This is a genomic window from Rathayibacter sp. AY1C1 (genome assembly GCF_002932105.1).
Lineage (GTDB): Bacteria > Actinomycetota > Actinomycetes > Actinomycetales > Microbacteriaceae > Rathayibacter.
Genome location: NZ_PSWH01000008.1, coordinates 105,756 through 126,322, shown reverse-complemented (window position 1 = coordinate 126,322; position 20,567 = coordinate 105,756). Strand labels below are relative to the sequence as shown.

The following is a 20,567-nucleotide window of genomic DNA, read 5'->3' as shown; positions in this document are numbered from 1 at the left end:
GTGCGGGCGAGCGCGGCAACGTCGAGCGGCCGGGAGAGGACGATCGCACCCGGCCGCTCGACGTTGCCGCGCTCGCCCGCACTGCCGACGTTGGCCAGCACGACGGCGAAGTAGGGCAGGACCACGGCGCCGATGGCGAAGAACAGCAGCCACCAGCCGTGGGCGAAGAGCAGGCAGATGACGCAGAGCATCCTGATGCCCATGGCGATCGAGTACTTGATCGCGCGGGAGCGCCGCTCGGCGCTCGGCGACGGCGGTAGGGAGGTGAGTGTCTCGCGTGGTTTCACAGCCATGCAAGCCTACGTCGCGGCGGGCGGGTGCAGGCCGGGAGGGCCTCATCCCGGAATCTGTTGCGCGACGCGCCTCTAGGATGTACGGGTCGCCCGGCGCCGCACGAGCGCCGGCAGGAGGGACACCATGACCACGCCGCGCACCGTCCTCGTCACCGGGGGCAACCGGGGGATCGGCTTCGCCATCGCCCAGGAGTTCGTGGCCGCCGGTCACCGGGTCGCCGTGACCGCGCGCTCGGGCTCCGGCCCGGAGGGCTCCCTCACCGTCGTCGCGGACGTGACCGACGCCGCCTCCGTCGACGCCGCGTTCACGCAGGTCGAGGCGGAGCTGGGCCCGGTCGAGATCCTGGTGGCGAACGCGGGCATCACCCGCGACACCCTGCTGCTGCGCATGACGGAGGAGGACTTCACGTCCGTCGTCGACACGAACCTCACCGGGGCGTTCCGCGTCGTCAAGCGCGCATCGAAGGGGATGCTCAAGCAGCGCTTCGGCCGTGTCGTCCTCATCTCCAGCGTGGTCGGCCTCTACGGGTCGCCGGGCCAGATCAACTACTCCTCGTCGAAGGCCGCCCTCGTGGGCTTCGCCCGCTCGCTGACCCGCGAGCTCGGCGCCCGCAACATCACCGCCAACGTCGTCGCTCCCGGCTTCATCGAGACCGACATGACCGCCGAGCTCTTGCCGGAGCAGCAGGCGGAGTACCGGAAGAGCATCCCCCTCGCCCGCTACGGCACCGCTGCCGAGGTCGCGAAGGTCACGCGCTGGCTGGCCGGCGACGAGGCGGCGTACATCTCGGGTGCCGTGATCCCGGTCGACGGCGGCCTCGGGATGGGCCACTGACCGATAAGCCCTGGGCTTATATCCGACGGATATAAGCTCTAGGCTTATGCGGTGACCTCCTCTGATGTCGTCGCCGTGCTCCTGGACCTGGTGACCTCCCGCTCCCTCGTCGACCGGGCGGGTGCTCAGCGCGAGATCGAGCGGGGCTTCGCCGAGGTGGAGGCCGCGGTCCCGGCGATCCAGCCCCTGCACCCGACGGTCGGCGACGAGTTCCAGGCGATCTACCCCTCCGTCCACGCCGCGCTCCGGGCGACGCTGCAGGCGCGCCTCTCGCTCCCGGCCGGCGTCGACTGCCGCGCGGGCATCGGCCTGGGCGAGGTGCGGGTGGTCGGGTCGGGGATCGCCGGGGACCTCGAGGACGGGTCCGGCTGGTGGCGCGCGCGCGAGGCCATCGATCGCGCCCACGCGCTCGAGGACGGTGCCGTGCCCACGGCCCGCGGATGGTTCGTCGCCGGGGACGCCGACGGGGACTCCGGCGAGGCGGCCGTCAACGCCTACCTCCTCTCCCGCGACGCCCTGGTCGGAGCGCTCAGCGCGCGCGATCGCCGGCTCGTGCTGGGGAGCCTGCGCGGAGCGTCGCAGAAGGAGCTGGGCGAGCAGGAGTCGATCTCGCAGCCCGCCGTCTCGCAGGCGCTGCGGCGCGCGGGAGCGGGCGCCCTCCTCGCCGGCGCGCGCCTGCTGGAGGAGACGTGCTGACGGCGCTGCTGCTCGCCGTGATCGGCCTCGGCGACCTCTCGCGCACGCACCTCCGCCGCCGTGCGGCCCTCCTCGCGATCCCCGTGCTCGCCGCCGCAGCAGTGACCGCAGCGCTCCTCGTCGGAGCCCCGCCGCTCGGTGCGGCGATCGTCGTCGTCCTGGCCGGAGCCTGGCTGCTGACGACCACGACCGTCGAGAACGCGCGGCCGCCCGGGGGTCTGCGTCCGGCCGTCGCCCTCGTCGCGGCGGTCCTGGTGCTGACCGCTGTCGACCGCGCCGCCGGCGTCCCGACGGGGCCGCTCGCGCCGACAACCGTCGCGAACACGCTCCCTCCGATCGAGCAGCTCGCTCTGGCGGTCGGAGCCGGGCTCTTCCTGCTGGAGAGCGGCAACGTGATCGTGCGTGCGGCGCTGTTCCGCGAGCTCCCGCAGGCCGAGCCCGCTCCGCGTCCGCGCTGGAGCGAGCGGTTCGCGCGTCGGGAGCCGGCCGACGCCCGCCTGCCGGACCTCCAGGGCGGACGCACGATCGGACCGCTGGAGCGGCTGCTGATCGCCGGCCTCACGCTCGCCGGAGCCATCGGCCTCGCCGGTGCCGTGCTCGCGGCCAAGGGGATCGTGCGCTTCCCCGAGATCTCCCGCGACGGCGGCAACGGGGAGAAGGCGGAGTACTTCCTGGTGGGCTCGCTCGTCAGCTGGGCGCTGGCGCTCGGCTGCGCCGGACTCGTCGCGATCGCGGGCCGCTGACGCCCCTGAGGGCGGGGGAGGCGGGCCTCAGCCGCGGAGGCCGAGGACGGGCAGCAGCTGCGACAGGTCGAGGCCGCCGACGACGAGGTCGGCGCGCTCGCGCACCAGGGGCTTGGCGTTGAAGGCGACCGCGAGGGAGGCGACCGCCATCATCTCCAGGTCGTTCGCACCATCGCCGACGGCGATCGTGCGCTGCGGCGGGACGCCCGAGACCGCCGCCCACTCGCGGAGCGCTTCCGCTTTGGCCGCGGCGTCGATGACCGCCCCGTCGACCGCTCCGGTCAGCAGGCCGCCCCCGCAGCAGAGGCGGTTGGCCCGGACGAAGTCGAGGCCGAGCGCACCGGCGACCGGGTCGAGGACCTCGTGGAACCCTCCGGACACCACTCCGATGCGGCCGCCGGCGGCGTGGACGCCGGCCACGAGCTCGGCGGCGCCGGGCGTGACGCGGACGCCCGAGCTCACACCGGGGAGCACCGACTCCGGGACCCCGGCGAGAGTGGCGACCCGCTCGCGGAGGCTCTCGCCGAAGTCGAGCTCGCCGCGCATCGCCCGCTCCGTGACGGCGGCGACGCGCTCCTCGGAGCCGGCGTGCACCGCGAGGAGCTCGATCACCTCGTCCTGGAGGAGGGTGGAGTCCGCGTCGAGGACGACGAGGAAGCGGGCAGGCGTCGCAGGACGCTCACTCATGGGCCGGTCCGATCGGTCGGGTGGGTGCGCCGGGGCGCAGAGCTCGACCCGCGGGGGTGCTACGGGTGGACGACGACGCCCTTGCCGACGACGGTGATGCCCGACTCGGTGACGGTGAACCCGCGCTCGCGATCGCGGTCGTGGTCCACGCCGACTCGAGCACCGGGCTCGACGACGACGTCCTTGTCGAGGATAGCGCGGACGACGAGCGCGTCCGGGCCGATGCGGACCTTGTCGAAGACCACCGAGTCGGTGACCGTCGCGTTCGACTCGATGACCGTCCAGGGCCCGACGACGCTGCGCTCGATGTGTGCGCCCGAGATCACGGTGCCGAGCGAGACGACCGAGTCGACCGTCGATCCCATGTTGCCCTTGCCGTCGCGGACGATCTTGGCCGGAGGGGAGTTCAGCTGCGACGAGAAGATCGGCCACTGCTGGTTGTAGAGGTTGAAGACCGGCAGCGCCGAGATGAGGTCCTGGTGGGCCTCGAAGAAGGAGTCGATGGTGCCGACGTCCCGCCAGTAGTAGCGGTCGCGGTCGGTCGAGCCGGGGACGTCGTTGAGCTTGAGGTCGTAGACGCCGGCCTCGCCGCGCGCGACGAAGTCCGGGATGATGTCGCCGCCCATGTCGTGGTCCGACGTGGAGGACTCGCCGTCGCGGATGACCGCGTCGATCAGGGCGTCCGCGTCGAAGACGTAGTTGCCCATGGAGGCGAGGACCTCGTGCGGGGAGTCGGCCAGGCCGACGGCGTCCTTGGGCTTCTCGAGGAACTCGGAGATCATCGTCGGGACGATGCCGTCGCCCGCCTCGTCACCGGCGAGCTGAATGACGCCGAACTGGTCCGCGAGCTCGATCGGCTGGCGGATGGCCGCGACGGTCGCCTTCGCACCGGACGTGATGTGCGCGTCGATCATCTGCGAGAAGTCCATGCGGTAGACGTGGTCGGCGCCGACCACGACGACGATGTCGGGCTTCTCGTCGCGGATCAGGTTGAGGCTCTGCAGGATCGCGTCGGCCGAGCCGCTGAACCAGCGCTTGCCCAGGCGCTGCTGCGCGGGGACCGAGGCGACGTAGGAGTTCAGGAGCCCGGAGAGGCGCCAGGTCTGCGAGACGTGGCGGTCGAGCGAGTGCGACTTGTACTGCGTCAGCACGACGATCTGGGTGAGACCGGAGTTGATCAGGTTGGACAGCGCGAAGTCGATCAGCCGGTACTGCCCGCCGAACGGCACCGCGGGCTTGGCCCGGTCCGCCGTGAGGGGCATGAGGCGCTTTCCCTCGCCGCCGGCGAGGACGATGCCGAAGATCTTCTTTGACTGCATGGCACCACAGTAGGGGCTCGGGCTTCCCCGTGGACCCCGGCTGTCGCCGGGGGAGCGCCCTGTACTACGGTTCGGGGGTGCGAGTCGATCTGCTGACCAAGGAATACCCGCCCGAGGTGTACGGGGGAGCCGGTGTCCACGTGGCCGAGCTCACCAAGGCGCTGCGCAGCGACCTGGAGGTCGTGGTGCGCTGCTTCGGCGCGCCGCGCGAGGAGGAGGGCACGTTCGCGTACTCCGTCCCCGCGGAGCTCGCCGAGGCGAACGGCGCGCTGCAGACCCTCGGGGTCGACCTGCAGATCGCGCAGGACGCGGCGGGGGCCGACCTGGTCCACTCCCACACCTGGTACGCCAACGCCGCGGGGCGTCTCGCCCAGCTCCTGCACGGCATCCCGCACGTGGTCTCGGCGCACAGCCTCGAGCCGCTGCGTCCGTGGAAGGCCGAGCAGCTCGGCGGCGGCTACCGCGTCTCGAGCTGGATCGAGCGGGAGGCGTACGAGAACGCCGACGCCGTGATCGCGGTGTCCGGCGGCATGCGCGAGGACATCCTCCGCTCCTACCCGGCCCTGGACCCGGCGAAGGTCCACGTGGTCTACAACGGCATCGACCTCGACGCCTGGCACCCGGTCGAGGACGAGGCCGTCCTCGCCGAGCTGGGCATCGACCCCTCGCGCCCCTCCGTGGTCTTCGTCGGCCGCATCACCCGGCAGAAGGGCCTGCCCTACCTGCTCCGCGCCGCGGCGACCCTGCCTCCCGAGGTGCAGCTCGTGCTCTGCGCGGGCGCCCCCGACACCCCCGAGATCATGGCCGAGGTCACCTCCCTCGTCCGCAGCCTCCAGGAGGAGCGCACCGGCGTCGTCTGGATCGACCGGCATCTGCCGCGCCACCAGCTCTCCGCGGTCCTGACGAACGCGACCACGTTCGTCTGCCCCTCGATCTACGAGCCCCTCGGCATCGTCAACCTCGAGGCGATGGCCTGCGGTGCGGCGGTCGTCGGGACGGCGACCGGCGGCATCCCGGAGGTCGTCGACGACGGCGTGACCGGGCGACTCGTCCCGATCGAGCAGGTCACCGACGGCACCGGCACCCCCGTGGACCCGGAGCGCTACGTCGCCGACCTGGCCGCCGTCCTCGCCGAGGTCGTCGCCGACCCGGAGACGGCGAAGCGGATGGGCGCCGCGGGCCGCGAGCGCGCGCAGAGCCACTTCAGCTGGACGCAGATCGCGCGGGACACCCGGGCGATCTACGACTCGCTCGTCTGAGCCTCCCGGCCGCCTCCTTTAGAATGGCTCCCATGCCCAGCGTTGTCTCGTTCGTCGATGTGTCCTTCGTCCGGAACGGCAAGCGGATCCTCGACCACGTGTCGTGGGACGTGGCCGAGGACGAGCGCTGGGTGATCCTCGGCCCCAACGGGGCGGGCAAGACCTCGATCCTGCAGATCGCCGCCGCGCAGAACTACCCCTCGACCGGTGCCGCGCACCTGCTCGAGGAGACCCTCGGCCGGGTCGACGTGTTCGAGCTGCGTCCGCGCATCGGCTACGCCTCGACCGCGATGGCGCGCCGCCTCCCGGCCGGCGAGAGCGTGCTCGACGTCGTGATGACCGCCGCCTACGCCGTCACCGGCCGCTGGAAGGAGGGCTACGACGCGATCGACGAGCGCCGCGCCCGCCGCGTGCTGTCCGAGTGGAAGCTCGAGCACCTCGCCGAGCGCACCTTCGGGACGCTCTCGGACGGCGAGCAGAAGCGCGTCCAGATCGCCCGCGCGATCATGACCGACCCCGAGCTGCTCCTGCTCGACGAGCCGGCCGCGAGCCTCGACCTCGGCGCCCGCGAGGAGCTCGTCCAGCTGCTGGGCGGCTTCGCTAAGGACCCGGCGTCGCCCGCGATCGTGATGGTGACCCACCACGTCGAGGAGATCCCCGACGGCTTCACCCACGCCCTGCTCCTCCGCGACGGAGCGGTGGTGGCGGCGGGCCCGCTGGCCGAGTCCCTGACCGAGGCGACGCTCGCCGAGACCTTCGGGCTCGACATCGCTCTCACCCGCGAGAACGGGCGCTTCTCGGCCCGCGCCCGCGGCTGACCCCGGCTCCGGGGTCCGGGCGCGGCGCGACTTCTGCGCGCGCTGCCGGTCTGGTATTCTCGGTAGCTGGTTCGGGCCCGTTCGCGGTGCGCCCGCCCTCATCCACCCGTTCCCGTCGACGACAGGTGCGGTTCAGGACCATCGACGACAGGACACGACCATGAAGACCGACATCCACCCCGAGTACTCCGCGATCGTCTTCCGCGACCTCGCGTCCGGTGAGACCTTCCTCACCCGCTCGACCGCGAAGAGCAGCAAGACGATCGAGCTCGACGGCGTGACCTACCCCGTCATCGACGTCGAGATCTCCTCCGCCTCGCACCCGTTCTACACGGGCAAGCAGCGCATCATGGACTCGGCCGGCCGCGTCGAGAAGTTCAACAGCCGCTACAAGAACTTCGGCAAGTAGCACTCCTCGAAGGGCCCTCGACCTCACGGTCGGGGGCCCTTCGTCGTTCCCGCGGGGCGGTCCTCAGTAGCGGTAGAAGCCCTCTCCGGTGGCCGTTCCGAGGCGGCCGCGATCGACGTACTCCGTCTTCAGGTGGGCGGCGAACGCCTGGGAGGCCTCGTCCGGGGCCGCGGCGGCGATGTTGTAGGCGGTCCGCAGACCGACGACGTCGAAGATCTGGAAGGGTCCGAGAGGGGCGCCGGTGCCGATCCTCCAGGTCTTGTCGATGGTCTCGTGGTCAGCGTAGCCGCCCATGAGCAGACCCGACGCGGCGTTGAGGAGCGGCACCAGCAGCGAGTTCAGGACGTAGCCGGCCTTCTCCTTCTGCAGCCTGATGGGCTCGAGGCCGCTGGAGACGACGAACTCCACGACGGCGTCGACCACGGCGGGGTCCGTGTCCGCCGTTCCCATGATCTCGGCCGTGTTCTGCGCCCAGACGTGGTTGGCGTAGTGCAGCGCGAGGAACCGGTCGGGTCGGCCGGTCGAGGCCTTCAGGTCGCTGGGGAGCAGCGTGGACGAGTTGGTCGCGAAGACCGTGCGCTCGGGAGCGAGCGCACCCAGGCGGCCGTACAGCTCCTGCTTCAGGCCCAGGTCCTCGGGGGCGGCCTCGATCACGAGGTCGGCGTCGGCGACAGCCTCCGCGAGGTCGGAGGTGAGGCGGAGGGAGTCGAGCGCCTCCTGCGGTCCGCCGGCGACGCCGCCGGGCACCGACTCGTAGACGCCCGCAAGACCGCGGAGCCGCTCGCGCGCCGACTCGAGGACGTCGTCGGAGAGGTCGTAGACGGTGACGGCGAAGCCGTGGAAGGACGACTGGAAGGCGATCTGGGAGCCGAGCACTCCGCTGCCGAGGACGGTGACCGTGCGGATGGTGGGCATGACTTCTCCTTGCGAGAGGGGGGGGGAGGGGGAACACGTGCTCACCCGATCCCACAGCGCCGCGGTCCGCGGAGCGAGGGCTTGCGCCGACGGGCGGGCCGTGGCCGTCGGGGAGCCGGCGCGGTAGCGTCCCGGCATGGTGTCCTTCGCCGACAAGCCGATCCTGCCGTTCACGACTCCTGAAGAGTGGGACGCCTACCTCCGCGGCGAGCCCGACCCGGACGGAGTCCGGCTGAAGCTGCGGAAGAAGGCCGCCGTCGATCCGGGGATCACCTACGCCGAGGCGCTCGACATCGCGCTCTGCCACGGCTGGATCGACGGTCAGGCGGGAGCCTTCGACGAGCAGTTCAAGCTCCAGGCCTTCACCCCGCGGCGTCGCGCGAGCCCGTGGTCCAAGGTCAACCGCGATCATGTCGCACGGCTGCTGGCGGAGGGTCGGATGCTGCCGGGCGGGCTGGCCGAGGTCGAGCGGGCACGTGCCGACGGGCGCTGGGACGCGGCCTACCGGCAGCGCGATGCGGAGGTGCCGGACGACTTCCAGCGGGCGCTCGACGCGGATCCGCAGGCGCTGGCCTTCTTCGCGACCGTCGGCGGGCAGAGGCGCTTCGCGTTCCTCTTCCGCCTCTCGCAGCTGAAGCGGGCGGCGACGCGGGAGCGGCGGATCGCGGAGTACGTGGCGCTCCTGCGCGAGGGGCGCACGCTGACCTGAGGGGTCAGTGGCGGACCGGCCAGCCCCCGTCGGCGACGAAGGACTCGTCGCGGACGCGGCGCATGTACTCCTGGAAGGACTCGGCCTGGGTGCGGCACCAGTCGACCTGGAGCGCGTGCAGGGCCTCCGCGCCGACTCCGAGCTCGTCCGCGAAGGCGCGGCCCAGCGCCTGGGCGACGCGGCCCGCCGCGATCGCGTCCGCGCCCGCGTCGTGCGCCTCGGTGAGGGCGACGCCGTAGTGCTCGGCGGCGAGGGTCAGGGTGCGCTTGCCCTTGCGGTAGCGGTCCACCGCCTTGTCGATCACGAGCGGATCGACGACGGGGCTCGGGTCGAGCAGCACGGGCACGCCCCAGCGGCGCGCCTCGTGGGCGAGAAGTGAGAGGTCGTAGGGGGCGTTGTAGACGACGACCGGGATGCCGCGGGCGAGGAGCGAGCGCAGCGCCTCGGAGATCTCGGCCACGACCTCGCCGGCGGGGCGGCCGTGCGCGCGGGCGTGCTCGGTGCTGATCCCGTGGACGGCGGAGGCGCCGGCCGGGATCTCGACCCCGGGATCGGCGAGCCAGGTCGTGCCCTCGATCGGCTCGCCCGCCGCGTCGATCACGCCGACGTGCGCGGTGACGATGCGGCTCGTGCGGACGTCGATGCCGGTGGTCTCGAGGTCGAACACGGCCAGCAGGTCGAACCACCGCGCCCCTTCGGAGGGGACGAGCTCCTGCTCGGCGTCGTCGAACAGCATCGGCTCGGTCTGCGTCTCGGTCGTTCCGGTGGTGCTCACGCCGACAGCCTAAAGGGGGCCTCCGACATCGGCCGGAGGCCCCTCGGCGTGCTGCCGGGTCAGCGGGCCTCGTGCGCCTTGGCGACGTGGAGCCAGAAGAAGCCCTGCGTGCCGAGTGTCATCGTCAGCGTGCCGTCGTCCGAGAATCCGGGGAAGCGGCCGCCGCCGAACAGGTCGCTGAGCGTCGATCCGGGGTTCTCCGGGTCCGTGATCGTGACCGAGACCGGGTTGTGGTTGAAGCTGAAGACGCAGAGCACCTCCTCGGGCTGGTCGCCCATCTCGGAGCCCGAGCCGGCGTAGTCCCGCACGAAGGCGAGCACCGACTCGTGGTCCGTCTCGAGGACGCGCATCGACCCCAGGCCGAACGCCGGGTGGCCGCGGCGCACGTGCAGGACGTTCCGCATCCAGTGCAGCAGGGAGCGGGACTGCGCCAGCTGCGCCTCCACGTTGACCTGGTTGTAGTGGTAGACGAGCGACTGGACGATCGGCTGCACGAGCTTGCCGGGGTCGGCGGCCGAGAAGCCGGCGTTGCGGTCGGGCGTCCACTGCATCGGCGTGCGCGACGCGTCGCGGTCGTTGAGCCAGATGTTGTCGCCCATGCCGATCTCGTCGCCGTAGTACAGGAACGGGCTGCCGGCGAGGGAGAAGAGCAGGGCGTTGATCAGCTCGAGCTCGGCACGCGAGTTGTCCAGCAGCGGCGCGAGCCTGCGGCGGATGCCGATGTTCGAGCGCATCCGCGGGTCGTAGGCGTACCAGCCGTACATGGCCTGGCGGTACTCCTCGGACACCATCTCGAGCGTGAGCTCGTCGTGGTTGCGGAGGAACACGCCCCAGGCGGCGCCGCTGGGGATGTCGAACGTCTCGGAGAGCACCTTCTTCAGCTCGTTCGCCGTCTGCGCGCGGAGGGAGTAGAAGATGCGCGGCATGACCGGGAAGTCGAACGCCATGTGGCACTCGGGCTCCTCCTCCGTGCCGAAGAACGCGGCGACCTCCCGCGGCCACTGGTTCGCCTCGGCGATCAGGATGCGGCCGGGGTAGTCGCGGTCGACCATGGTGCGGAGGTTCTTGATGAACTCGTGGGTGGGCGGCTCGCCCTCTCCGTTGCCCTCGTCGGACTCGTAGAGGTAGGGGATCGCGTCGAGCCGGATGCCGTCGACGCCGAGGTCGAGCCAGAACTTGACCACGTCGTGGATCGCCTCGTGCACGGCGGGGTTCTCGAAGTTGAGGTCCGGCTGATGCGAAAAGAAGCGGTGGAAGTAGAACTGGCGGCGCTCGGCGTCGAAGGCCCAGTTCGAGTCCTCCGTGTCGACGAAGATGATGCGGATGTCCGGCCACTTGTCGTCGGTGTCGTTCCAGACGTAGAAGTCGCCGTAGGGCCCCTCGGGGTCGGAGCGGGACTGCTGGAACCACTCGTGCTGGTCGCTGGTGTGGTTGAGCGGGAAGTCCATCACGATGCGCATGTTGCGCTCGTGGGCCTTCCGGACGAGGTCGCGGAAGTCCTCCATCGTGCCGAACTCGGGGAGGATCGCCTTGAAGTCGGAGACGTCGTAGCCGCCGTCGCGCAGAGGCGACATGTAGAACGGCGGGAGCCAGAGGGCGTCGATCCCGAGCCACTGCAGGTAGTCGAGCTTGGAGGCGAGCCCGTTGATGTCGCCGGCGCCGTCGCCGTTGGAGTCGTAGTACGACCGGATCATCACCTCGTAGAACACCGCCCGGCGGTACCACTGGGGGTCGAGGGCGAGTCCGGGGAGTTGGATCGGCGACGTGAAGCTCACGGTGCTCCTTCTGCTGCTGCCTGAGCGGATGACCGTCTCGCGAGACGGGTGGGCGGTGCGCCGTGTTGCGAGCGCGTGATCATGCTCCCGGCTCGGATCGAGGCCACGCAAGGCGTTGCGGCCAGATCTTCGACGGGCTTTCCCTACGATAAGGAACGCGATGACCACTCCCTCCCCCTACGCCTCCGATCTCGGCCGTGTCCCCGTCCGCGAGGCCGCGGTGGACGTCGCCGGATCCCGCACCGCCTACTGGACCTACGGCGCTCCGGACGCCTCGAGCGTCCTCGTGCTGGTGCACGGGTTCCGCGGCGAGCACCACGGCCTCGAGCCCGTCGTCGCCCGTCTGCTCGCCGGGGGAGCGGACGTGCGGGTCGTCGCTCCCGACCTGCCCGGCTTCGGCGCCTCGACCCCCATGACGCGCCTGCCGCACGACGTGGACGGCTACGCCTCCTGGCTCGGCTCCTTCCTCGACGCGCTGGGGCTCCGCGGTGAGGCGGCCGTCCTCGGCCACTCCTTCGGCTCGATAGTCGCGGCCGCGGCCGTCGCGGACGGGCTGCCCGCTCCGCTCCTGGTGCTGGTCAACCCGATCGGCGCGCCCGCCCTGCAGGGTCCCCGCGGCGTCCTGACCAGGCTCGCCGTCCTCTACTACCGGCTCGGCGCGCTCCTGCCGGGGCCCCTCGGACGCCGCCTGCTCAGCGACCCGTTGATCGTGCGGGTGATGAGCCTGGCGATGGTGAAGACGAAGGAGCCGGCGCTGCGACGCTTCGTGCACGACCAGCACGACCGCTACTTCAGCGCCTTCGCCTCCCGCGACACGGTCCTCGAGGCGTTCCGCGCCTCCGTCTCGCACGACGTCGGCGAGTACGCCTCCCGGATCGGCGTGCCGACCCAGCTGATCGCCGCGGCGCAGGACGACATCACTCCGCTCCCGGCGCAGTACCGCCTGCTCGAGAGGCTGCCGCACGCCCGCCTGCACGTCATCGACGGAGTCGGCCACCTGATCCACTACGAGACGCCGGACGAGGCCGCCGCCGTGCTGCGGACGGCCCTCGAGGAGGGGATCGACCGATGAGGATCGTCGTCGACTGCCGGTACACCCGGCTCGAGCGGCACGACGGGATCAGCCGCTACACCGCGGAGCTCGTCCGCGAGCTCGCGAAGCTGCACGACGTGACCATGCTGATCAGCGACCGCCGCCAGCTCGCGATGCTCCCGTCGCTCCCGTGGGAGCGCGTGACCGGGCCGACCAGCCCGTTCGAGCCGTTCGTCGCGCTGCTGGTGAACCGGCTGCGGCCCGACGTGGTCTTCTCGCCGATGCAGACCATGGGCTCGCTCGGCCGCCGCTACCGGCTCGTCCTGACCGTGCACGACCTCATCTACTACCGCCACCGCACTCCGCCGCGCGACCTGGCCGCTCCCGTGCGCGCGCTCTGGCGGCTCTACCACCTCGCCTGGTGGCCGCAGCGGAGGCTCCTCCAGCGCGCCGACGCGGTCGTCACCGTTTCGGAGACGACCCGCCACTTGATCCGCTCCCACCGCCTCACCACCCGGCCGGTGGTCGTCGTCCCGAACGCGGCGACCGAGCCCGACGAGGCGAGCGCCGCTCTGGCGGGATCGCTGCCCGACCGGTCGGCCGCGCGCTCGCTCGTCTACATGGGCTCGTTCATGCCCTACAAGAACGTCGAGACGCTCGCGCGCGCGATGCGGCTGCTGCCCGACTACGAGCTGCACCTGATGAGTCGGGCGAGCGACGAGACCGTCGAGACGCTCCGGGCCCTGGCGCCGACCGCGAAGCTGGTGTTCCACCAGGGGGCGCCGGACGCGGAGTACCGCGCGGTGCTCGCGCGGGCGACCGCTCTCGTGACGGCGAGCAGGGACGAGGGCTTCGGGATCCCGCTGGTCGAGGCGATGGCGCTCGGGACGCCGGTCGTGGTGAGCGACATCCCGATCTTCCGCGAGATCGCCCAGGACGCCGCCGTGTACGTCGACCCGTCGAGCGCGAAGGGCATCGCGGACGGTGTGCGGTCGCTCGAGGACGGCGCCGTGTGGCGGACGCACTCGGCCCGGGCGAGGGAGCGGGCCGCGGCCTTCTCCTGGCGCGACTCCGCCCGGGTGCTCTTCGGGCTCCTGCAGGACCTCGGCCGGCGCTGACGCGGTCCGGCGATCGGACCGCCTCCGGGAGGCGGGCCGTCAGGCTCCCGGGGCCGGGCTGAGCACGTCGTCGAGGTCGACGTCCGCCACGACCACGTCGCCGGAGTCGTCGACGCCGACGATGCGCAGTGCCCCGTCGACGATCGCGAAGTCGTGCCGGGAGCCGTTGCCGACCGAGACGCCGTGCACGGGGAGGTCCTCGCTGCTGAGCGCGCGGATCAGGCTGCCGATGACCGCACCGTGCGTGGCGACGACGACGGACGCGTCGGGGAAGCGCTCGGCCACCTCGAGCAGCGCGGCGGTCGCCCGCTCGACGACCTCGGCGCGGGTCTCGCAGCCGGGGATCGGCGCGCGCTCGATGCCTCCGGGGAAGCGCTCGGCGAGCTCGGGACCGGTCATCCCCTCCGCCTCGCCGTAGGCGCGCTCGGCCAGGCCCGGCACCGCCAGCGGCTCGTCGAGGCCGAGACCGCGCGCGATGATCGCTCCGGTGTCGAAGGCGCGCTGCAGCGGACTGGCGACCACCGCGTCGAAGCGCCGGTCGGCGAGCAGCCGCGCCGCCGCCCGCGCCTGGGCGCGCCCGGTCGCGTTGAGCGGGATGTCGCTCCTGCCCTGGATGCGCCGGGCGGCGTTCCAGTCGGTCTGGCCGTGGCGGACGAGGGTGAGCTGGGTCACAGGGGCCTCTCGGGAGGTCGGGTGCGGAGCGGGCGGGAGCTCAGAGGGCGGCGGTGCGGCGCGCGGGCAGGCGCTCGGCGAGCTCGCGGAGCACCTCGCTGGTGCCGCCGTCGATCTTGATGCTCGCGCGCGAGTCGCCCTTGGTGGTGCCGCGGTTGACGATCACGATCGGCATCCGGGCGCGACGGGCGATCTCGAGGAAGCGGATGCCGGAGTTGACCACGAGCGACGAGCCGGCGACGAGCAGGGCGTCGGCGCCCGCGACGATGGCGCGCGCCTCCTCGAACCGCTCGGTCGGGATGAACTCGCCGAAGAAGACGATGTCCGGCTTCAGGATCCCGCCGCAGACCGTGCACTCGGGGACGGTCATCGCCGAGACGTCGTGGACCTCGGCGTCGCCGTCGGGGTTGAGGGAGGAGACGTCGGGGTCGTCGAGCCAGGGGTTGAGCGCCTCGATCCGCTCGGCCACCGCGTCGCGGGCGAAGTACTGGCCGCAGGTCATGCAGCGCACACGGTCCGCCGAGCCGTGCAGATCCACCACGCGGCGCGAACCGGCTCGGACGTGCAGGCCGTCGACGTTCTGCGTGACGACGCCCGTGAGCAGGCCGCGCTCCTCGAGCCGGGCCAGGGCCCGGTGGCCGTCGTTGGGGCGCGTGCTGGTGAAGCGGCGCCAGCCGAGCTGGCTGCCGGCCCAGTACCGGCGGCGGTAGTCGGGATCGGCGACGAACTGGGAGTAGGTCATCGGGCTGCGCACCGGTGCCCCGGCTCCGCGGTAGTCGGGGATGCCCGAGTCGGTGCTCATGCCCGCGCCGGTGACGGCGGCGATGCGGCGCCCGCTGAGGAGTTCGACGGCCTGCTCGACCGCGAGCGCCTCGGGGCCCTCGGCGACCGGTGTCGGACTCGACTCCATCCGCGCCTCCTTCGAGGGCCGTTCGAGCGGCCCCTGGACGAGTTTAGTCCGCGCCGTGCCCTAGATTGCCGGGATGCCGATCGTGCACATCACCGACCTCGACCACCCGCTCCTCGCCGACTACCACCGCCTCACCGACGTGGCGCTGCGGCGGGTGCTGGAGCCGGAGGGCGGTCTGTACATCGCCGAGTCGGCCAAGGTGATCGAGCGGGCGCTAGACGCCGGGCACCGTCCCCGCTCGGTCCTGGTGCAGGAGAAGCGGCTGCCGGACGCGGCCGGGGTGCTCGAGCGTCATTCCGAGGTGCCGGTCTTCGTGGCGCCGGATCCGCTGATCGAGGAGCTGACCGGGTTCCACCTCCACCGCGGAGCGCTCGCCTCGATGCACCGTCCGCCGCTGCGGCCGATGGCCGAGCTGCTGGAGGGCGCGCGCCTCGTCGTGATCCTGGAGGACCTGGTCGACCACACCAACGTCGGCGCCGTCTTCCGCGCCGCGGCCGGCATGGGCGCGGACGCGGTCCTCGTGACGCCGCGCTGCGCGGACCCCCTGTACCGTCGCAGCGTCCGGGTGAGCATGGGCACGGTCCTGCAGGTGCCGTGGACGCGCACCCCTGAGTGGGCACCGGCTCGCCGCGCTCTGGAGGAGGCCGGGTTCTCGGTCGCCGCGCTGGCGCTCGCTCCGGACGCGGTGCCGCTCGACGAGTACGCGGCGGCTCGCCCCGAGCGCGTCGCGATCGTCCTGGGCGCCGAGGGGGACGGCCTCAGCCGCGCGGCGCTGGACGCATCGGACACCGTCGTCACCATCCCGATGCTGCACGGCGTCGACTCGCTCAACGTGGCCTCGGCGAGCGCCGTCGCACTGTGGGCGCTGACCCGCGGGCGTTGACCGCCCGGCTCCGGCGCTCGGCGGCCCCGCGGTGACCTGCTGCTGACGCTCCCGCCGCTGGATCGGGGTCGGTGCCGCGCGTCACCCGCCGCGTCCGACGACGGGGCGGCGTCCGGGACGGGGGAGAGGCCCGCCCGTACGATGACGGGGTGACCTCCCCGACCCGATCCGACGACGCCCTCGACCTGTTCGGGGAGCCCGCCGCGCCGGAGCCGCGACCGCGTCGACGGCGCGGGGCAGTCGTCGCCGGTCTCGTCGCCGCGACCGTGCTGGTCGGTGGAGGCGGTGCCTACGCGACCAACGCGGCGACCGCGGAGCTGCCGACGGCGAGCGCCGTCGCGGTGGACCCCGTCTCGAGCACCGTCGACGCGCCCGCTCTGGCCTGGCCGGCCTACGGCTCCGGCGCCGTGGCGGCCGTGGGCATCGACGGGACGGAGGAGGACGGGCTGCTCGCCCGCTACGGCTCCACCGGAACCGTGCCGACGGGGAGCATCGCCAAGGTCGTCACCGCTCTCGTCGTCCTCGCGGCGAAGCCGATCGCAGAGGGGACGGACGGGGAGACCATCACCTTCACGAGCGCGGACGTGCAGTACTACAACGACACCCTGGCCGAGAACGGCTCGAACGCTCCGGTCACCGCGGGTCTGCAGCTGACCGAGCGGGAGGCGCTGACCGCCATGATGCTCCCGTCCGCGAACAACTACGCGAAGTCCCTCGCGATCTGGGCGTACGGCTCGGAGGACGCCTTCCTCGCCGCGGCGCGCGGCTGGCTCGACGGGCAGGGGCTCGAGCGGACCTCCCTCGCCGACACCAGCGGGCTCTCGCCGGCGACGGTCAGCACGACGGCCGAGATGGTGCGCCTGGGCGAGCTGCTGATCGCGGACCCGGTGCTCGCTCCGATCGTCGCGATGCCGACCGCGGTCATCCCGGGGGTCGGCGAGGTCGACAACACCAACTCGCTCCTCGGCCGCTCGGGAGTGGACGGGATCAAGACGGGGACGACCGACGAGGCGGGGTCGTGCCTGCTGTTCTCGCTCGACTCGACCGTCGAGGGCCGGCCGGTCACCCTGGTCGGCGTGGTGGTGGGCGCGCGTACGCACCCGCAGCTCGCCGCGGACGTGCTGACCCTCGTCCCGACCGTCGAGGCGGGCTTCCGGACCGTCCCGCTGACCGTCGAGGGCCAGGACTACGGCACCCTCACGAGCGCCTGGGGGGAGACGGCGACGGCCGAGACCGCGGAGGCGCGGTCCGTGCTGGTGTGGGGCGCGGTCTCGACGACGACCACGGTCGCCCTCGATCCGCTCGAGACCGTCGCCGACGGCGAGCGCGTGGGGACCGCGACCGTCGACGTCAACGGCACCCCGTACGAGCTTCCCCTCGTCGCCGACGGGTCGATCGAGGACCCGGGCTTCGCCTGGCGCCTCGGCCACCCGGCCGAGCTGTTCGGCTGAGCGCGGGGCGAGCCGCCGCCTCCCGGGAGCGGATCAGGCCAGGGGATCCGCGGCCCGGTCGCCGACGATCCGCACGCCGGCGGTCGCGATGTCCTCGGCGACCTCCTCCGGCGTCGCGTTACCCGGCACGACCGAGCCCGGCTCCGAGGCCCCGGGATCGGTGCTCCAGCGCTCGGCGGAGGGCCGCTTGGCGGTGATGAAGTCGCCGGAGGACTGGTGGCGGACTCGGCGCAGCACCCACGGCACGAGGTACTCCCGCGCCCACTGGATGTCCTCCGTGCGGGCGGCACGCCAGGTGCGGGCGTGCAGCGGCTCCGGGGCGAGGGGGCGCAGGTCGTTCTCGACGTTCAGCGACTCGAGGACCATGCGCGCGACCTCGTGGTGGCCGTGCGGGTTGAGGTGCAGGCGGTCCGGCGCCCACATCCGCACGTCCTGGATCTCCTGGAGGGACCACTGGTCGGCGACGATGCAGTCGTACCGCTTGGCCAGCGCCCGCAGGTTCTCGTTGTAGATCGCGACCTTCCCGCGGATCCGCCCGAACACGGGGGAGAAGCCCACGTCCACTCCGGTGAAGAGGACGACGGTCGCCCCGTCGGAGCGGAGCCGGGCGAGGCCCGACTCGAAGCGGGACGCGATGTCGTCGGGGTCGGTCCCCGGGCGGATGACGTCGTTCCCGCCCGCGGAGATGGTGATGAGATCGGGGCGCAGCTCCAGGGCGGGCTCGACCTGCTCGTCGACGATCTGCTGCAGGAGGCGGCCGCGCACCGCCAGGTTGGCGTAGGCGAAGTCCTCGTTCTGGCTGCCCAGGACCTCCGCCACGCGGTCCGCCCAGCCGCGGTGCCCGCCGGGGCTGCCGGGCTCCGGATCGCCGATCCCCTCGGTGAAGGAGTCGCCCAGGGCGACGTAGCGGGACCACGGATGACGCTGCTCGACCATCCCTCCATCATGCTCCGCACCCGGCCGTCGGTGGCACGGCGCGACACGCCGTGCGCCTCCCGGCGGGCCGCGGAGACCGAGCCGCTGTCGGAGGCGTCGGCTAGATTCGGTCCACGTGAACAGTCCCTCGAGCTTCGGTCATCAGGTCGGCACCTCCGCCGCTGAGCACCTGTCCCCGTCCTTCCCGGGCAGGGCACCGTGGGGTACCGCGAACAAGCTCCGCGCCTGGCAGGCGGAGGCGCTCGAGGCCTACTTCCAGCACGAGCCGCGCGACTTCCTGGCCGCCGCGACCCCGGGCGCGGGCAAGACCACCTTCGCGCTGCGGCTGGCCGCCGAGCTGCTGCACAACCGCACGGTCGACCGGATCACCGTGGTCGCACCGACGGAGCACCTCAAGCGCCAGTGGGCCGAGGCCGCGCACCGCGTCGGCATCCGCCTGGACCCGACCTTCACCAACCGCATGGGCCGCCACGCCCGCCACTACCACGGCGTCGCCGTCACCTACGCGCAGGTCGCCGTCCGCGCCGAGCTCCACCGCGAGCTCACCCTGTCCGGCCGCACCCTCGTCATCCTCGACGAGGTGCACCACGCCGGCGACGCCCTCAGCTGGGGCGACGCGGTGCGCGAGGCCTTCGAGCCCGCCGTCCGCCGGCTCTCGCTGACCGGGACGCCGTTCCGCTCGGACACGGCGGCGATCCCGTTCGTCAGCTACCTGCCGGACGAGGAGGGCATCCGCACCTCGCTCACCGACTACGCCTACGGCTACGGCCGCGCGCTCGCGGACGGCGTCGTCCGGCCGGTGCTGTTCATGGTCTACGCCGGGCAGATGCGCTGGAAGTCGAAGGCCGGCGACGAGATGGAGGCGCGGCTCGGCGAGGGCAACACCAAGGACATCACCTCGCAGGCCTGGCGGACCGCGCTGGACCCGAAGGGCGACTGGATCCCCTCGGTCCTCCGCGCCGCCAACACCCGCCTCACCGAGGTGCGGCGCGCCGTGCCCGACGCCGGCGGCCTGGTCATCGCGACCGACCACTACACCGCGCGCGCCTACGCCGCCATGCTCCGCGAGATCAGCGGCGAGACCGTCACCGTCGTGCTCTCCGACGAGAAGGAGGCGAGCGACCGGATCGAGGAGTTCGCGAAGGACACCAGTCGCTGGATGGTCGCGGTCCGCATGGTCTCCGAGGGCGTCGACGTGCCGAGGCTCGCCGTCGGCGTGTACGCGACATCGGCGTCGACTCCTCTGTTCTTCGCCCAGGCGATCGGCCGCTTCGTGCGCGCGCGGCGCCGCGGCGAGACCGCCTCGGTGTTCCTCCCGAACGTGCCCGGCCTGCTCGCGCTGGCGGGCTCGATGGAGCTGCAGCGCGATCACGCGCTCGACCGCAGGACCTCCGACGACGAGGAGTACCCCGAGGCCGATCTGATGGCCGACGCCGAGCGCAGCGAGAAGGCGTCCTCGGATCTCCTGGAGGAGGGCCGCTTCGAGTCGATCGGCTCGGCCGCCACCTTCGACCGCGTCGTCTACGAGGGCGCCGAGTTCGGGATGGAGGTCGAGGTCGAGAGCGAGGAGGAGCTCGACTTCATCGGACTGCCGGGGCTCCTGGAGCCCGACCAGGTGCGGGAGCTGCTCCAGCACCGGCAGCAGCGGCAGGCCAAGCGCGCCGGCAGCCGCGCGGGCGCGGCGGCCCCGGCCGAGCCGGCGAGCGAGATCCCGGCGCCGCTCTACCGCACGCTCAAGGAGCAGCGCAGCCTGCTCAACTCCCTGGTCGGCCTGTGGGCACGGGGGACGGGCGAGTCGCACGGCCAGGTGCACACCGAGCTGCGCCGGCTCTGCGGCGGACCCGCGGTGGCGCAGGCGAGCGTGACCCAGCTGCAGGCGCGGATCGACCTCCTGCGGCGCAGGCTCGGCTCGCACTGATCGCGGTGCGGCGCCCCGGTCCGTGGTGACGTGGCCCTGACGACGGGGCCGATCGCTGCTCCCGCCCAGCCCGGCCGGCCCCTCCGCGTGGGCCGGACAGCCCCTCCGGCGCGTTCTAGCCGATGCACCCGGCGCGGCGCCAGCCCTCCCCGGCGGACCGGGCGCGACCGTACTGTTCGAGCGTGACCCACCGGAACGACCTGCCCGCTCACGCGCCCGCAGGACGAACCGGACGGCGGTTCCGGCCGCCGGTCGTGACCACCGGAGGAGGACCGCGCGATGAGCGCTGACCGTCAGGGGAATGCTCGAGACACGCTCGCTAAGCTGAGCAGTCGGTCCGTCGCGGAAGTGACGGACCATCACCCCCGACGTCGGGCATCCGCAGACCGCACATCGGCGTCTCCCGGACTGCC

The 20,567-nt window shown here is 72.4% G+C and carries 21 protein-coding genes; 12 read left to right on the top strand and 9 right to left on the bottom strand.

From position 1 onward, the window contains the following. Window positions 1–293, bottom strand: a 293-nt coding sequence (locus C5C71_RS06060; protein ID WP_146084431.1) for a DUF3099 domain-containing protein, incomplete at its 3' end; no start/stop codon positions are given. Window positions 294–417: 124 nt separating this feature from the next. Between C5C71_RS06060 and fabG the strand changes: the two genes are divergently transcribed. Genes fabG through C5C71_RS06045 form a run of 3 tightly spaced genes read left to right on the top strand, consistent with a single transcriptional unit; the run spans window position 418 to window position 2,567 of the window. Continuing rightward, the gene (gene fabG / locus C5C71_RS06055) at window positions 418–1,128 is read left to right on the top strand and encodes a 3-oxoacyl-ACP reductase FabG (RefSeq protein ID WP_104337315.1); all 711 of its coding nucleotides are present in this window, start codon (window positions 418–420) and stop codon (window positions 1,126–1,128) included. A 51-nt stretch (window positions 1,129–1,179) separates the two neighbouring features. Beyond that, the gene (locus C5C71_RS06050) at window positions 1,180–1,824 is read left to right on the top strand and encodes a SatD family protein (protein WP_104221954.1); all 645 of its coding nucleotides are present in this window, start codon (window positions 1,180–1,182) and stop codon (window positions 1,822–1,824) included. Then, the gene (locus tag C5C71_RS06045) at window positions 1,818–2,567 is read left to right on the top strand and encodes a hypothetical protein (RefSeq protein WP_104250360.1); all 750 of its coding nucleotides are present in this window, start codon (window positions 1,818–1,820) and stop codon (window positions 2,565–2,567) included. Before C5C71_RS06050 ends, C5C71_RS06045 begins: the two co-directional genes overlap by 7 nt. 27 nt (window positions 2,568–2,594) lie before the next feature. Here the strand turns inward: C5C71_RS06045 and serB are convergent, their stop codons facing one another. Continuing rightward, window positions 2,595–3,254, bottom strand: coding sequence for a phosphoserine phosphatase SerB (serB, locus tag C5C71_RS06040; RefSeq protein ID WP_104225283.1), 660 nt, complete (start codon window positions 3,252–3,254; stop codon window positions 2,595–2,597). A 59-nt stretch (window positions 3,255–3,313) separates the two neighbouring features. Next, the gene (locus tag C5C71_RS06035; protein WP_104221960.1) at window positions 3,314–4,573 is read right to left on the bottom strand and encodes a glucose-1-phosphate adenylyltransferase; all 1,260 of its coding nucleotides are present in this window, start codon (window positions 4,571–4,573) and stop codon (window positions 3,314–3,316) included. A 77-nt stretch (window positions 4,574–4,650) separates the two neighbouring features. Between C5C71_RS06035 and glgA the strand changes: the two genes are divergently transcribed. From glgA to C5C71_RS06020, 3 genes are all read left to right on the top strand, one after another. After that, window positions 4,651–5,832, top strand: a complete 1,182-nt coding sequence (gene glgA, locus C5C71_RS06030; RefSeq protein ID WP_104221962.1) for a glycogen synthase — start codon at window positions 4,651–4,653, stop codon at window positions 5,830–5,832. A gap of 32 nt (window positions 5,833–5,864) precedes the next feature. Then, entirely contained in the window at window positions 5,865–6,650 is a 786-nt protein-coding gene (locus C5C71_RS06025) for an ABC transporter ATP-binding protein (protein WP_104337314.1), read from the top strand. Between the two features lie 160 nt (window positions 6,651–6,810). After that, entirely contained in the window at window positions 6,811–7,059 is a 249-nt protein-coding gene (locus C5C71_RS06020) for a type B 50S ribosomal protein L31 (protein ID WP_068253003.1), read from the top strand. Between the two features lie 63 nt (window positions 7,060–7,122). Here C5C71_RS06020 and C5C71_RS06015 read toward each other — a convergent pair whose 3' ends face one another. After that, on the bottom strand, window positions 7,123–7,974 hold the full coding sequence (locus C5C71_RS06015) for a 3-hydroxyacyl-CoA dehydrogenase (protein WP_104221966.1): 852 nt from the start codon (window positions 7,972–7,974) through the stop codon (window positions 7,123–7,125). Window positions 7,975–8,110: 136 nt separating this feature from the next. On the opposite strand from C5C71_RS06015, the gene C5C71_RS06010 reads away from it, so the two are divergent. Beyond that, window positions 8,111–8,683: a YdeI family protein gene (locus C5C71_RS06010; protein WP_104221968.1), complete on the top strand. Its 573-nt coding sequence runs from the start codon at window positions 8,111–8,113 to the stop codon at window positions 8,681–8,683. Window positions 8,684–8,687: 4 nt separating this feature from the next. Here the strand turns inward: C5C71_RS06010 and C5C71_RS06005 are convergent, their stop codons facing one another. Next, window positions 8,688–9,419, bottom strand: coding sequence for a 3'-5' exonuclease (locus tag C5C71_RS06005; protein ID WP_104222136.1), 732 nt, complete (start codon window positions 9,417–9,419; stop codon window positions 8,688–8,690). A 98-nt stretch (window positions 9,420–9,517) separates the two neighbouring features. Next, a complete protein-coding gene (gene treS / locus C5C71_RS06000; RefSeq protein ID WP_104221970.1) occupies window positions 9,518–11,233 on the bottom strand; it encodes a maltose alpha-D-glucosyltransferase in 1,716 nt (571 codons plus the stop codon). A gap of 160 nt (window positions 11,234–11,393) precedes the next feature. Between treS and C5C71_RS05995 the strand changes: the two genes are divergently transcribed. Continuing rightward, complete coding sequence (locus tag C5C71_RS05995) at window positions 11,394–12,305, top strand: alpha/beta fold hydrolase (RefSeq protein ID WP_104221972.1); 912 nt, start codon at window positions 11,394–11,396, stop codon at window positions 12,303–12,305. Continuing rightward, window positions 12,302–13,384: a glycosyltransferase family 1 protein gene (locus tag C5C71_RS05990; protein ID WP_104337313.1), complete on the top strand. Its 1,083-nt coding sequence runs from the start codon at window positions 12,302–12,304 to the stop codon at window positions 13,382–13,384. Before C5C71_RS05995 ends, C5C71_RS05990 begins: the two co-directional genes overlap by 4 nt. 39 nt (window positions 13,385–13,423) lie before the next feature. Here C5C71_RS05990 and C5C71_RS05985 read toward each other — a convergent pair whose 3' ends face one another. After that, window positions 13,424–14,056, bottom strand: a complete 633-nt coding sequence (locus tag C5C71_RS05985; RefSeq protein ID WP_104232621.1) for a histidine phosphatase family protein — start codon at window positions 14,054–14,056, stop codon at window positions 13,424–13,426. Between the two features lie 40 nt (window positions 14,057–14,096). Then, window positions 14,097–14,966 carry a Sir2 family NAD-dependent protein deacetylase gene (locus C5C71_RS05980; protein WP_104221978.1) on the bottom strand — a complete coding sequence of 290 codons (870 nt, stop codon included), beginning with the start codon at window positions 14,964–14,966 and terminating at the stop codon, window positions 14,097–14,099. A 73-nt stretch (window positions 14,967–15,039) separates the two neighbouring features. Between C5C71_RS05980 and C5C71_RS05975 the strand changes: the two genes are divergently transcribed. Together C5C71_RS05975 and C5C71_RS05970 are read left to right on the top strand one after the other, a co-directional pair. Beyond that, a complete protein-coding gene (locus tag C5C71_RS05975) occupies window positions 15,040–15,849 on the top strand; it encodes an RNA methyltransferase (RefSeq protein WP_104225277.1) in 810 nt (269 codons plus the stop codon). Between the two features lie 149 nt (window positions 15,850–15,998). Continuing rightward, a complete protein-coding gene (locus tag C5C71_RS05970) occupies window positions 15,999–17,300 on the top strand; it encodes a D-alanyl-D-alanine carboxypeptidase family protein (RefSeq protein ID WP_181065652.1) in 1,302 nt (433 codons plus the stop codon). A 33-nt stretch (window positions 17,301–17,333) separates the two neighbouring features. Here the strand turns inward: C5C71_RS05970 and C5C71_RS05965 are convergent, their stop codons facing one another. After that, complete coding sequence (locus C5C71_RS05965; protein ID WP_104267332.1) at window positions 17,334–18,236, bottom strand: SGNH/GDSL hydrolase family protein; 903 nt, start codon at window positions 18,234–18,236, stop codon at window positions 17,334–17,336. Between the two features lie 115 nt (window positions 18,237–18,351). Here C5C71_RS05965 and C5C71_RS05960 point away from each other — a divergent pair, with 115 nt between their 5' ends. Further along, window positions 18,352–20,154, top strand: a complete 1,803-nt coding sequence (locus C5C71_RS05960) for a DEAD/DEAH box helicase (RefSeq protein WP_104254993.1) — start codon at window positions 18,352–18,354, stop codon at window positions 20,152–20,154. Window positions 20,155–20,567 lie beyond the last annotated feature (413 nt).

Coding starts and splice junctions, on each gene's coding strand:
- C5C71_RS05975 (WP_104225277.1), top strand. CDS start 15,040: ATGCCGATCGTGCACATCACCGACCTCGACCACCCGCTCCTCGCCGAC.
- C5C71_RS05965 (WP_104267332.1), bottom strand. CDS start 18,236: ATGGTCGAGCAGCGTCATCCGTGGTCCCGCTACGTCGCCCTGGGCGAC.
- C5C71_RS06035 (WP_104221960.1), bottom strand. CDS start 4,573: ATGCAGTCAAAGAAGATCTTCGGCATCGTCCTCGCCGGCGGCGAGGGA.
- C5C71_RS06010 (WP_104221968.1), top strand. CDS start 8,111: ATGGTGTCCTTCGCCGACAAGCCGATCCTGCCGTTCACGACTCCTGAA.
- C5C71_RS05990 (WP_104337313.1), top strand. CDS start 12,302: ATGAGGATCGTCGTCGACTGCCGGTACACCCGGCTCGAGCGGCACGAC.
- serB (WP_104225283.1), bottom strand. CDS start 3,254: ATGAGTGAGCGTCCTGCGACGCCTGCCCGCTTCCTCGTCGTCCTCGAC.
- C5C71_RS06025 (WP_104337314.1), top strand. CDS start 5,865: ATGCCCAGCGTTGTCTCGTTCGTCGATGTGTCCTTCGTCCGGAACGGC.
- C5C71_RS05980 (WP_104221978.1), bottom strand. CDS start 14,966: ATGGAGTCGAGTCCGACACCGGTCGCCGAGGGCCCCGAGGCGCTCGCG.
- C5C71_RS05995 (WP_104221972.1), top strand. CDS start 11,394: ATGACCACTCCCTCCCCCTACGCCTCCGATCTCGGCCGTGTCCCCGTC.
- fabG (WP_104337315.1), top strand. CDS start 418: ATGACCACGCCGCGCACCGTCCTCGTCACCGGGGGCAACCGGGGGATC.
- C5C71_RS06015 (WP_104221966.1), bottom strand. CDS start 7,974: ATGCCCACCATCCGCACGGTCACCGTCCTCGGCAGCGGAGTGCTCGGC.
- C5C71_RS06005 (WP_104222136.1), bottom strand. CDS start 9,419: ATGCTGTTCGACGACGCCGAGCAGGAGCTCGTCCCCTCCGAAGGGGCG.
- C5C71_RS06020 (WP_068253003.1), top strand. CDS start 6,811: ATGAAGACCGACATCCACCCCGAGTACTCCGCGATCGTCTTCCGCGAC.